11 protein-coding genes are annotated in these 12,275 nt (G+C 35.7%); 5 read left to right on the forward strand and 6 right to left on the reverse strand.

Annotated features, from left to right (window positions below):
* Positions 1–23 precede the first annotated feature (23 nt).
* The 3 genes from IPI31_04225 to IPI31_04235 all read right to left on the reverse strand — a co-directional run bounded on the left by IPI31_04225 (position 24) and on the right by IPI31_04235 (position 4,016).
* Positions 24–1,664 (reverse strand): T9SS type A sorting domain-containing protein, encoded by a 1,641-nt coding sequence (locus IPI31_04225; protein ID MBK7567011.1) that lies wholly within the window; start codon positions 1,662–1,664, stop codon positions 24–26.
* A 111-nt stretch (positions 1,665–1,775) separates the two neighbouring features.
* Complete coding sequence (locus IPI31_04230) at positions 1,776–2,885, reverse strand: hypothetical protein (protein ID MBK7567012.1); 1,110 nt, start codon at positions 2,883–2,885, stop codon at positions 1,776–1,778.
* A gap of 117 nt (positions 2,886–3,002) precedes the next feature.
* A complete protein-coding gene (locus tag IPI31_04235; GenBank protein ID MBK7567013.1) occupies positions 3,003–4,016 on the reverse strand; it encodes an amidohydrolase in 1,014 nt (337 codons plus the stop codon).
* A 112-nt stretch (positions 4,017–4,128) separates the two neighbouring features.
* Between IPI31_04235 and IPI31_04240 the strand changes: the two genes are divergently transcribed.
* The gene (locus IPI31_04240; protein ID MBK7567014.1) at positions 4,129–4,551 is read left to right on the forward strand and encodes a hypothetical protein; all 423 of its coding nucleotides are present in this window, start codon (positions 4,129–4,131) and stop codon (positions 4,549–4,551) included.
* Positions 4,552–5,067: 516 nt separating this feature from the next.
* Here IPI31_04240 and IPI31_04245 read toward each other — a convergent pair.
* Entirely contained in the window at positions 5,068–5,490 is a 423-nt protein-coding gene (locus tag IPI31_04245; GenBank protein MBK7567015.1) for a GxxExxY protein, read from the reverse strand.
* Positions 5,491–5,837: 347 nt separating this feature from the next.
* Positions 5,838–6,356 carry a 3-hydroxyanthranilate 3,4-dioxygenase gene (locus tag IPI31_04250; GenBank protein MBK7567016.1) on the reverse strand — a complete coding sequence of 173 codons (519 nt, stop codon included), beginning with the start codon at positions 6,354–6,356 and terminating at the stop codon, positions 5,838–5,840.
* A gap of 41 nt (positions 6,357–6,397) precedes the next feature.
* Here IPI31_04250 and IPI31_04255 point away from each other — a divergent pair, with 41 nt between their 5' ends.
* Positions 6,398–7,189 carry an SDR family oxidoreductase gene (locus tag IPI31_04255; protein MBK7567017.1) on the forward strand — a complete coding sequence of 264 codons (792 nt, stop codon included), beginning with the start codon at positions 6,398–6,400 and terminating at the stop codon, positions 7,187–7,189.
* Positions 7,190–7,341: 152 nt separating this feature from the next.
* Here IPI31_04255 and IPI31_04260 read toward each other — a convergent pair whose 3' ends face one another.
* Positions 7,342–7,848 (reverse strand): peptidylprolyl isomerase, encoded by a 507-nt coding sequence (locus IPI31_04260; GenBank protein ID MBK7567018.1) that lies wholly within the window; start codon positions 7,846–7,848, stop codon positions 7,342–7,344.
* A 217-nt stretch (positions 7,849–8,065) separates the two neighbouring features.
* On the opposite strand from IPI31_04260, the gene IPI31_04265 reads away from it, so the two are divergent.
* Genes IPI31_04265 through IPI31_04275 form a run of 3 tightly spaced genes read left to right on the forward strand, consistent with a single transcriptional unit; the run spans position 8,066 to position 12,214 of the window.
* Positions 8,066–10,027 carry a peptidylprolyl isomerase gene (locus IPI31_04265; protein ID MBK7567019.1) on the forward strand — a complete coding sequence of 654 codons (1,962 nt, stop codon included), beginning with the start codon at positions 8,066–8,068 and terminating at the stop codon, positions 10,025–10,027.
* A gap of 1 nt (position 10,028) precedes the next feature.
* The gene (locus IPI31_04270; GenBank protein ID MBK7567020.1) at positions 10,029–10,889 is read left to right on the forward strand and encodes a hypothetical protein; all 861 of its coding nucleotides are present in this window, start codon (positions 10,029–10,031) and stop codon (positions 10,887–10,889) included.
* Positions 10,886–12,214, forward strand: a complete 1,329-nt coding sequence (locus IPI31_04275; GenBank protein ID MBK7567021.1) for a peptidylprolyl isomerase — start codon at positions 10,886–10,888, stop codon at positions 12,212–12,214. Before IPI31_04270 ends, IPI31_04275 begins: the two co-directional genes overlap by 4 nt.
* Positions 12,215–12,275 lie beyond the last annotated feature (61 nt).

Below are 12,275 nucleotides of genomic sequence, written 5' to 3' on the forward strand. Positions count from 1 at the left end.
AATATGTTAATTAAATTATCTCCTTAATCAATTACAACAAATGCTTTTGCACCTATTTTTATATTATCATCAGAAACAATAATAGCATTATATAAACCTGATGGCAATGCATCAACATTTATTTCAGAATGGTAATTTTCCGTCATTTCATATCTGGCAATTTCTACACCTGACGCATTTATAATAATAATTTCTTTTCCGGGAATTTTACTTTCTGTAAAATCAAAATTGATGCTGTTATTAGTTGGGTTAGGATATAATTGAAAGTTGAGGGGATAATCATTTTCTTCAATTCCAACTTCAGGAATAGAATAAACCGTCTCATATTTTACTAAGAATGTAGTTATTTCCGCAATGCCGTCTATGGTTCCTGCACCTTCAAATGTGATATTTTGCGTTGCAATTCCTGCTCCGATCAAATTATTATTTATATCCACCACAGCAGCAGTGTATGATTCTGTATCATCACCATCTGTTTGTGCAACTAAATTCGCCGAGCCATCTGTTCCAATTTCACAATAAAATCCATCGTATGCTACATCGGCATATAAAATAAGCCCATCCGTTTCAAAAGCACCTGTAAAATATCCATACACATAAAGGTTATCATTATTTCCTTTTGTCATTCCATACATTAAATCATCAGCTTCTCCACCGCCGTGAATAAACCAATCAAATCCACCCGCACTATTATAACGGGTAACAAAAAAATCAGTACTGCCATAGGAAGTATTTGTTCCACCCTGGTGACTGATTTCTTCATTCATATTTGCAGCTAAATATATGTAGTCATTTGCATCCAATTCAATGTCCATCCAATATTGATATTCGCTGTTTTCACTTCCTAAAGTGCGCAACCAATGAAAATATCCATCAGTATCAGTTTTAACTAAAAAAATATCTACATCACCATAACTGGAGAATGGTACATCTGTTAACATAAAATCACCTTCAAAATATCCGGAAAGTACCAATTCGCCATTGGAATCAAATTCTATTGCACATCCTCCATCTCCATCAGGACCTCCGATGGTCTTCATCCAAATGGGATCCAGATCGCTGTCGAACATTCCGTATATCGCATCTGTGCCGCCATAAAATGGAACTAGCTCCACGCCATGTGCAAATGAACCTTCTGAAACACCGCAAACCCCGTAATTTCCTGCAGCATCAGTTGCAATTGCAACAAAATGCACATTCGTTTCACCATTTGTCCCGGTTATATCTATACAAGTTCCTTCAGGATTGTAAACCGCTATAAATGCCCTTCCAAAATTATCCGACTCATTACCCATGAGTAAAGGCCCGAAATCAACCATTCCTAGACTACTACCAGCTATTACAACATTCCCATTATTGTCTACAATTAAATCTCTTACATACACCATATTTGTTGAGGTGATGTTTACGATCCATTGTAATTCTCCGGCAGGATTAAATTTTGCCAACCAACTGTTATATGGATTTTCAGGGGTAATTTCTACACCGTCAATTTCGATTGTATCGCTGAAAACAGCTGCTGCATAAATATTTCCGCTGGCATCAGTGGTGAGCATGTCGCAGGTTCCGGTAGCAAATCCCTTTGCCCAAAATGCGTTTTGTGCGATGACATTAAAAGCCTGAAGAAAAATAAGTGTAATCAGAAAAGTAAAGGTTGTTTTCATAATTTGTGGTTTTAAATGTTCTGTAAAAATGTAGAAAATTATTATAATAATTTATTAATTATTGTTAATAATCATTTCCGACAATAAGGGGTTTATCTTCAGGCTAAATGATCATTCATCCGTAAAAATTAGCTGAGGATATTCAAGAAATTGATATGTGTTTTTATCGAATATTAATACCACCTGATATGTGTAATGTTCGGGTTTAACAAGTATACCATTTAATGTAAGTGAAACACCTGATTTTAAGCCATGAGTTTCAGTGCGGCCAAATTCAACAATGGCGACGATATAATTATCGATAACATCATATGAAAAATATTTATTTATCAGTAATGAATGGGTTTTGATGGAGTCGCGAATATTAGTTTTTTTAATGAGTTCTCCATTAACATAAAATCTGTCAAGATCGTATTTAGTAACTTTTAGTGTGTCTTTATATAAAAATGCCCTCTCACCAGTCATCTCCGGATCGTTAAAAAGTGATGAATCAATTTTGACGCCTTTATAATAGAGTGTAGTATAAAAATAACGTTTTTGTTCACAATCTATTTCCATTGAATAGGCAAAGGTGTTTTCCAATCTATAATCCTCATTTAAAAATACTATATTTTCTTTGGGGTAATATTTTTTATTAAATTGAGGGTTTATAATTTCATAAGCATTAGTGTCAATTCGAAAAATGGTACCATGCCGATAGACTTTTTTATTTATTTTTATTTTGTCAAAAATGCTATAATAAACAAAATTGTTATCATGGCCCAGAATTCTACCTGAAGGAAGCATAACCTGTTTTATTCGTTCATCATTAAAATTGAACAACCCAGCATTTCCGTTAATTGAATAATATAAAAAATGATCCGTCCATGTTATACCTCGCTGATCGAAATATCTTGATGAGCACAGGTAATTAGTTTTTGAAGTTATTTTATTCACTACAAAAAATGAAAAGGAATCATTTTTTATTCTATTCACTTGGCATATAAAGTTTTTATTTAAATCATATTCTAGTTGCCACGATTCAGTAAAAACTGTATCAAATTTTACGGAATAAAAATTGTTGTTGTTTTCAACAGATAAAATGTTATAGGTATACAGGTCGTGTTCACCAGGTAATTTGCGTTTGTAAACGCCATCAAGTCTTGGTGCACATTGGGAAAACGCTATTTCAAAAGTGTAGGTTATGAGAAGAGATACAATAGTTAAAAATCTTAGGATCATAGTGCTTGCCAGATAATAACGAAAAATAGAAATTATTATTTTTTATGCATCTGTTCAATCGAAAATGAATTGTATATGTTGCAACTGTGGTAAAGAATTAATGAATATGAGTTGTGATCACACAAATCTACTCTTCTCCATCCCCAACCACTCCAAAGCTGTTCCATTCAACAATCTTTCTTTAACAGTATTATCCAGATCCATACTTTCAATTAACTTTCCGGGCTGATGTTCACCTAATGGAAAAGGATAATCTGATCCCATGGCCAATTTGTTAGGTCCGCACAATTCCAATAAAAAATTAAGCATCAATGGATCATGCACCAATGTATCGAGGTAAAATTTATCGAGATAGTTTCGAGGGTTAATTTTGTTATCAACTGCAACAAGATCCGGACGCACATTAAATCCGTGTTCAATTCTTCCTATTGTGGATGGAAAACTTCCGCCTCCATGTGCAAATGCAACTTTTAAATTTGGCAACTTTTCAAACACTCCCCCAAATATCATGGAACAAATTGCCAGCGACGATTCTGCCGGCATTCCAACAAGCCAAGGCAGCCAATATTTATTCATTTTATCTTTTCCAATCATATCCCACGGGTGTACAAAAATGGCTGCATTTAATTTTTCGGCTGCTTCAAAAAAGGGAAATAATTCTTCTGCATTTAAATTCCAGTCGTTTACGTGACTTCCAATTTCAATTCCCGCCATTCCGAGTTCCTGCATACACCGCTGCATTTCCTGAATACTCAATTGAGGATCTTGTAAAGGAACGGTTCCTAATCCTACAAATCTTTTTGGATTACGCGAAACAACTTCCGCAATAAAATCATTTTGAAAACGCGAAGTTTCCAATGCATAAGCTGCATTTTTTTCCCAGTAGTGAAACATTACCGGAATTGCACTTAAAACCTGTACGTTCACTCCATGTTCATCACAATCTTTTAACCGAACATCAGCATCCCAACAATTGGATTGTATCTCCCTGAAAAATTTATCTCCCTGCATCATTCGAGCGCATCCCGGACAATGGTGATCGAGATGGATATACCTCGAATCAAAAAACTTTTCGCTCCACTTTGGTAAATGTTCGGGAATGATGTGAGTATGTATATCTATTTTTAACATCAGATTTATTTATATTTTGATCAGGTTTTGCAAATTTCGATTAAAATTTAATGATTTATATCATAAATGTGGATCAAATTACTCGGTATCTTTATATAGTTAAATCAAAGTTATGTATACGCGTAAAACCTGGAAGGAAAAGTTTGAGGTAAAGAATGAAGCTGAGATCGTAATTTCAAAACGCAATTTTGCAGATGTTCCTGCTGGTGCCAGCATGTTAATTGCAACTCCCAAAATAGTAGCAGATTATATTAAACATATTCCAAAGGGCAAGACGGGAACTTTACAACAAATGCGAAAAGATCTGGCGGCTGAATATAATGCGGATTATATGTGCCCGATCACAGCGGGAATTTTTTTGCGCATTGCTGCGGAAGCTGCGTATGAAGAATATGAAAAAGGTAGATCTTTAAAAAGTATTACTCCATTTTGGAGAATGATAGATGAAAGATCACCAGCAATTAAAAAATTATCGTTTGGAAAAGAGTTTGTTTTGGATATGCGACAAAAAGAACGGTTAGTAGCGGCGTTGTAAATGAAAAGGGGAATGCAAATTCGGGTTTTATATAATAGAAAAAAAGGGGGAACGCAGATGACGCGGATCGGGCGGATTAAAAAAGGATAAATATTTTAAAATAAATTCGGATTAGTTTTGATTAAAATTCGGAGTTTACAATTTACGATAAGTACAGTCCTGAAAGGACGATCCATCTTGTAACAACGGACTTTAGTCCGTGGGTTTGAAAAAGAGGAACCCGCCGGTGGGCGCACAGGCGCTGATGACGCAGATTGAGCGGATTTAAGGGGATAAAAAAAGAAGGAATAATTTTAAAAATGAAAAAAGGGGAACACGGATGACGCGGATTGGGCGGGTTTAAGGGGATAAAAAAGTTGGAATAACTTTAAAAATGAAAAAAAAGGGGAACGCAGATGACGCGGATTGGGCGGATTAAAAAAGGATAAAAAAAAGAAGGGGATTAATTGGGATTTAAAAAGGATAAAAAAAGAAGGAATGCGGATTAAAAAAAATAAATAAAAGAGGAAATAAAAATTATTTGAGCAACGGTTTGTTTTTATTAGTGAAAACTTTTCTTTTGATTTGAGGTCGCTTTCCGAAATTAAGTAGAAGTCCCACTTCCATGGTTGTTGCTTTTAGGTAATTAATGAGCTGGAGTTCATCTTCCTCACATAAAGATTCTGAGGTTTTATTTTCTATAATAACACAATTTTCAACGGCAAGATCAGAATTATAGCGACCAACGATCTGACCATAATAATACACTATAACAGGCTCTTGTTGGCTAACAAATAATCCCATCTTTCTTAATTCTATAACTAATGCATTTTCATACACTTTTTCCAAAAATCCATAACCCAACGTATTATAAACAGTATAAAATGCCTTAATTATTTTCCAGGTTAATTCACTATGTAATAAATTATCATTACCAAAGTCCCTCACATTATCCTTCATCCACGAATTATTAGAATAAAACAATTTCTTATTATTCTTAAATAAATTCAGTCTTACAGAATATATTTATTCAGAAAATAAGTTTTATAAAATTATATATTTTATTCTAAAGACACAAATAAAATCAAATTCTACCAGCCCACTTCATTGCAGCCGTGTATTTTTATTTAATCAATTAATTTATCCAATAAAAATCACTTATATCCCAAGACCGATTTTTGCTCGGCGCTTGCCAATAGGCAAGTCCCTCCACAAAATCCATAATTACATCCAAAAAAAATCCTCTTTTTTCCGCCCAATCCGCGTCATCCGCGTTCCCTTTTTCACACTATACAAGATTCATATTGTCACACCGGCGGCTCCATCACCATGCCACAATTTTTACATGTGCGCAGATCAACATCTAAATAAAATTTATTTAAGATCTGAGGCAATTGATTTACGATATCCTTTAATGGAAAATGTTCTTCATGTAATTTGGTATTACATTTTTCGCAAAACCACATACATGCATCGAATTCTTTTTCGGTGCGGTAGCGTTCAATAACAAGTCCAACAGTATTTGCAGGGCGACGAGGTGAATGCGGAACATTAGGTGGTAATAAAAACATATCACCTTCTTTAATTTCAATATTTCTCGCCTTGCCATCTTCCTGAATACAAACAGTGATATCACCTTCCACCTGATAAAATAATTCCTCACCATCTTCAAAATGAAAATCCTTACGCGCATTTGGTCCGCCCACCACCATCACAATAAAATCTTCATTCGCTTTATAAACCTGCTGATTTCCAACCGGTGGTTTTAATAAGTGACGATTTTCGTCTATCCATTTTTTTAAATTAAAGGGTGCTGCTACTGCCATAACTTTGATTGTTTAATTTTGAAGTAAATTTATAAAGAATTATGAATATCAGTTTGGAAAATAAAACAGCTATCGTTTGTGGTAGTACTCAGGGTATTGGCAAAGCTTGTGCAATGGAACTTGCAGGATTGGGAGCAGAAATTATTTTGATAGCCCGTGACAGTGAAAAGTTAAAAGCAGTACTTTCCGAATTACCCGATAAAATGGAACAAAATCATCGGTTTTTAGTTGCCGATTTCTCTAAACCGGAGGAGTTGAAAACAAACGTATTGCGTTTTTTGGAGGAATATCAAAAACCTGTTCATATACTTATAAATAATACCGGCGGGCCCGCGGCGGGAAAAATTTCAGAGGCTGTGGAAGAACAGTTTCTGAACACCTTTAATGCCCACCTCATCTGTAATCATATTCTTGCCATGGCAGTAATACCCGGAATGAAATTGGCCGAATACGGTCGCATCATCAATATTATTTCTACCTCTGTAAAAACACCACTCCCCAATCTAGGAGTATCCAATACAATAAGAGCTGCAGTGGCAAATTGGGCTAAAACGCTTGCAGGCGAAGTTGGTCAGTTCAATATCACAGTAAATAACGTCCTCCCCGGAGCAACAAAAACAGAAAGACTAAACGCCATCATCCAAAATAACGCAACAAAAAATAGTGCAAAACCCGAAGAAGTGGAACAGAAAATGATGGAAGAAATACCCATGAAACGTTTCGGCGAAGCAAACGAAGTTGCCAACGCAGTAGCTTTTTTATGCTCCCCGGCTGCCGGTTACATCAATGGAATTAATTTACCGGTAGATGGAGGTAGGACGGCGAGTCTGTAAAAAGTTCTGTGTTCTGAGTTCTGTGTTCTGAGTTCAGGGTTCTGAGTTCAGGGTTCTGAGTTCGGTGTTCTTCCTTTTTATCCTTTCCCAACCCTTCCTTCCTTTTTTCACCCTTAGATCCTTCCCCTTCGGATCTTCGATTCTTCGAATCTTTAATGGTGATGCCCACCCGGCCCATGAACATGCCCATGCTCCAATTCTTCTGCAGACGCATCCCTAACTTCAAGAATTTCACCTTTAAAACAGAGGTTTACCCCGGCTAAAGGATGGTTAAAGTCAAGCAGAACCTCGGTTTCACCAACTTCGGCTACTCTAGCACGAATAAGGTTTCCGCCTTGATCGCGGAGGTTTATTACTTTATCAATTTGAAGCAGATCATCGGCTATCTGACCGTCAATCATAAAAATATCTTTCGGAACGTATTCCAAAGCAGTATCGTCGAACTCGCCGTAAGCATTAGCGGAGGCAATTTGAAATTCAAAAAAACTTCCAACGGTTTTTCCTTCCAGATTTGTTTCAAATTCCGGTAATAAACCGCCAGCTCCGAATAAAAATACAAATGGCTGATCAGCATTCACTACTTCGATCAGATCGCCTTCTGCGTTATCTTCACGCAGTTCATAAGTGAGCGATATTACCTTGTTTTTTGCAATAGACATATAATAAAATTTGTTAAAGGCCAAAATTAATGATAATCTGAGTATTTGAAGCATGATTTTTGCTGTTCAGACGCGGTTTTAACTAAACAAATAGCACAGTTTGAGACCCAAATACAATAAAATCAAGCCTTATTATTGTTCAAAACCCAATTATCATTAGCTTTGCAATCCTTTTAATTCACCATATAAACAAAAAATCAACTTACCACATATGCAAATGAATGCTTTTAAAACCATGTTCCTGCTGATAGGGTTGATGTCTGTGACATCAACATTTGGTCAAAACGGAAAGACCGGTGCCAATAATGAAGTGCTTTTTACTGTAAATGGACAGCCGGTAACTAAAGAGGAGTTCCTTTATGTATACAAAAAGAATAACCCCGACAAACAAAATGATTTTTCGAAGGAAAGCCTGAATGAGTATCTCGATCTGTATATAAACTTTAAATTAAAGGTTACGGAAGCGAGGGCAGAAAAGATCGATACCACCGAAAAAGTTAGGGAAGAACTTCAAAAATATGGTGATCAGCTAATCAAATCCAATTTTGATAAGGAAGTGCTCGAACCAGCTGCTCTGCGCATGTATAAACGCTTGCAATCGGAACGTTTGGTATATCATATAATGGTTACATTGGATCCTGCACAAAAGGGAGCGGATAGTACCGCGGCAATTGCAAAATTGAACGCTGCACATGACCGTTTGATGAAGGGTGAAGACTTTGGTAAAGTTGCTGCTGATGTTTCCGTTGATAAAAACAATCCAAATGATCCGGGTCTTGTAGGTTGGATCACTTCAGGACAAATTCCGGATATGAATTTTGAAAATACTGCTTTCAGTTTGGCACCGGGCACATATTCTCCGGTAATTAAAACTAAATTCGGTTATCATATTATAAAAGTTGTAAAAGAGCGCCCGGCATCGGGAACTGTTACAGTAGCTCATATTCTTATAAAGACCGGAAAAGATGCAAAACCGGAAGAAATTGCAAAAGCAAAAGCTAAATCCGACAGTATTTACGCATTAATAAAATCAGGTGCTGATTTTGAAGAGTTGGTTCAACAATATTCAGAAGATAAAACAAGTTCAGGAAATGGTGGAAAATTAGAAGCATTTACAACCGGAAAAATGGTAATGCCTTTTCAGGAAGCTTCTTTTGCATTAAAGAATCCAGGTGATATTTCAAGTCCCATTCAAACTGCCTTCGGTTGGCATATCATTAAATTGATAGAAAAAAAACCAAATGGTTCTTTTGAGGAAATGAAGGAGGAATTAAAAGGGAAAATTGAAAAATCTCCTGAATACAAAACATTGCGCACCGAGTTTGTAGAAAAAGCTAAAACAAAATATGCTTTCTCTGAAAATCAAGATGCGAAAAAAGAAATGCTTGTATTATTGGATTCCAGTTTTATTAAAAATAACTGGAGCATGAGCAGAGCGGCAAATATGAATAAGACCATGTTCACTATAGGAAATAAATCGTTTACCCAACAAGACATGGCTTCTTATCTCGATATTAATCAACGCAGTTCACGCGATAAAAATATAGAAGAAAAATACAACAAACTTTATATTACTGCAATGGAACAAACGGTGATTGAGTATGATCTTTCTGAACGCAATATTGATTTCAAAAGATTATTACAGGAATATCGCGACGGACTTCCATTATTTGCAATGTTGGAACGCAAAATATGGTCAAAAGGATCAACAGATTCAGTTGGACTAAAAAATTATTACGAACAGCATAAGAGTGAATATATGTGGGAGGAAAGAATGGATGCAAGTGTATATACAAGTGCAGATGCAAAAATTGCAAAAGAAGTTAGAAAATTAGCTTCTAAAAACACACCAGATAAAGAGATCCTTGCTAAGTATAATACTGATTCAACAGAATTGGTAACAATAAAAAGCGCTTTATTTTTACCTGGTCAGGATACCAACGTGGATAAACTTAATAAAAAATCGGGAACTGGTGAAGACATTTTAAATGCAAATGGATCTATCACTTTTGTGATGTTGCGCAAAGTGGTTGCACCAACAAATAAAACCCTTGATGAGGCACGTGGTTATGTAATTTCTGCATATCAGGATGAACTTGAAAAACAATGGATAGCAGAATTACACAAAAAATATCCGGTAAATATCGATCAGAAAGTATTTAATTCAATGGTAAAATAAATTGCCTGTTAAAAATATATTCATAGCACTTTTAATATGCGCAGTGGTTCCCGGTTGTAAAAAAAATACAGTGGAAAATGACCGGGAACCACTGGCAAGAGTGTACGACAAATATCTTTATACTGCTGAAGTGGCAGGCCTTATAAATGAAAATACAAGTGCCGAGGATAGTGCGAGAATAATTAACGAATATATCGACAACTGGATACGCCAAAATCTCATCCTGAAAGTTGCGGAAGATAATTTACAGTCTACTGTTGGGGAAATAAATAAACAAGCCCAGGCTTACAAAGAATCGCTTATCATTTATGCCTACGAAAAGCAATGGTTGGCCGAAAACCTGGATACCATAGTTTCGGATGACTCACTGAAGGCCTATTTTGAACACAACAGCAAGGACTTTATTCTGAAAGGTGATATTTATAAATTGGCTTATGCGGTTACTCCCGCAACAAATAAGACCGCCGATTCCATTCAATTTTGGTTTTCGAGGGGTACAGAAAAATATCGGTACGAACTTGAGCGTTATTGTGCGGCAAATTGCAACCAGTTTTCCCTTAATTCGAATATGTGGCTCAATGAAGATGAACTGTTTAAACTATTGCCGTATAACATGTATGCCGATGGTAAATTCAGAACAAAGGGTCCGGTTTATTATACCAACGGTCAGGAAAAATTTTATGTAAAGGTGGAGGATTATTATGTATTCGGAAATACGGCACCGTTCGAATATTACAAAGAAGGAATTAAAGATATCATAATTAATAAACGGAAAATGGAGTTGATAAATAATACTTATCAACAAATTTATCTGGAAGGAATAAAACGCAATAACGCAGAATTTATAAAAAAAGCAGAATGAAAAAAGTATTTTTTTTACTACTTGCAATTACATTAGCTTCAGGTAGTTTCGCTCAACCTCTTATCGATAAAATAGTGGGGCAAGTTGGAGACAAGATCATTTTGATGAGTGAAATAGAATCATTTTATTATGAGGAATTGCAAAAAGGCGATGTAGCTGAGGATTATCGCTGTCGTATCATGCAGGAATTGATCACTCAAAAACTTATGTTGATTCAAGCTGCAAAAGATAGTATTGTAATTACGGAAGACGAGGTGGAAAATAATATAGACAATCGTATTCGCTATTTCGAAAATCTTTTTGGTTCGCAGGAAAAAATGGAAGAATTTTATGGTAAATCGGTGCAGGAAATAAAAGAAGAATTCAGAGATGATGTACGCAATTTATTGTTGATACAGCGCATGCAGGAATCTATATTCGGTGCCATGTCGGTATCGCCAAGTGAGGTGAAAGAATTTTATAATGGTATACCTAAAGATTCACTTCCACTTATCAATGCCGAGGTGGAATATTCACAACTTGTAATTATTCCGAAAGCAAATGCAGAACAAAAACAAATTGCAAAGGATAAGGCAGAGGATATAAGAAAACGCATTATGGCCGGTGAAGATTTTTGTACCATGGCAAGTTTTTATGCAATGGATGATAATTGTGGTGACCTTGGATGTGCTCCACGCGAAAAATATGTTACGGAATTTTCTGCAGCAGCATTTAAATTAAAACCCGGTGAAATATCCGAAGTGGTGGAAACACAATTTGGTTATCACATTATTAAAATGGAAAGCCGTCAGGGTGAAAAAGCATGTTTGCGTCATATATTAATTCAACCCCCTGTTACAAATCTGAATTTTGTTGCGGCAAATAAAAAATTGGACAGCATAAGAGCAGAGATCATGTCGGGAAAAATCACCTTTTGCGAAGCAGTGAAAAAGTATTCTAATGATGAAAATACCAACAGAACTTGCGGCGTTATGGTTAATCAACAAAGTGGTGAATCCACTTTTGAAATTTCAGAATTAGCACCTGATGATTATTATTCCATTGAAAATTTAAAACCCGGTGAGTTGTCTGCAATTTTACCTTACACGTCCGCCGACAGCAAAAAAGCATTGCGAATAGTTCGTTTGGATGCGCAAACCGCACCGCATGTTGTTAATTTAAAAGATGATTATGCTAAATTGCAAAATGCAACATTATCCAGAAAACAAATTGAAGTTATGAGCGAATGGGTCCAGGAAAAAGCGCAAAAAGAATATATAAAGATCGACCCTGCCTATAACGATTGCACTGAATTACATGAATTAATTGATACAGCAGTTAAATAATTAATGTTATAACCTGTTAATTATTTTTTTTGCTCTGATAAATTATATTGTTTTGTTTAAA

It is taken from the genome of Bacteroidota bacterium (genome assembly GCA_016706865.1).
In the GTDB taxonomy this organism is placed as follows: domain Bacteria; phylum Bacteroidota; class Bacteroidia; order Chitinophagales; family BACL12; genus UBA7236.

Bases quoted from the DNA above. Each gene is read 5' to 3' on its own strand.
- IPI31_04225 (MBK7567011.1), bottom strand. From the start codon at position 1,664: ATGAAAACAACCTTTACTTTTCTGATTACACTTATTTTTCTTCAGGCT.
- IPI31_04230 (MBK7567012.1), bottom strand. From the start codon at position 2,885: ATGATCCTAAGATTTTTAACTATTGTATCTCTTCTCATAACCTACACT.
- IPI31_04235 (MBK7567013.1), bottom strand. From the start codon at position 4,016: ATGTTAAAAATAGATATACATACTCACATCATTCCCGAACATTTACCA.
- IPI31_04240 (MBK7567014.1), top strand. From the start codon at position 4,129: ATGTATACGCGTAAAACCTGGAAGGAAAAGTTTGAGGTAAAGAATGAA.
- IPI31_04245 (MBK7567015.1), bottom strand. From the start codon at position 5,490: ATGAAGGATAATGTGAGGGACTTTGGTAATGATAATTTATTACATAGT.
- IPI31_04250 (MBK7567016.1), bottom strand. From the start codon at position 6,356: ATGGCAGTAGCAGCACCCTTTAATTTAAAAAAATGGATAGACGAAAAT.
- IPI31_04255 (MBK7567017.1), top strand. From the start codon at position 6,398: ATGAATATCAGTTTGGAAAATAAAACAGCTATCGTTTGTGGTAGTACT.
- IPI31_04260 (MBK7567018.1), bottom strand. From the start codon at position 7,848: ATGTCTATTGCAAAAAACAAGGTAATATCGCTCACTTATGAACTGCGT.
- IPI31_04265 (MBK7567019.1), top strand. From the start codon at position 8,066: ATGAATGCTTTTAAAACCATGTTCCTGCTGATAGGGTTGATGTCTGTG.
- IPI31_04275 (MBK7567021.1), top strand. From the start codon at position 10,886: ATGAAAAAAGTATTTTTTTTACTACTTGCAATTACATTAGCTTCAGGT.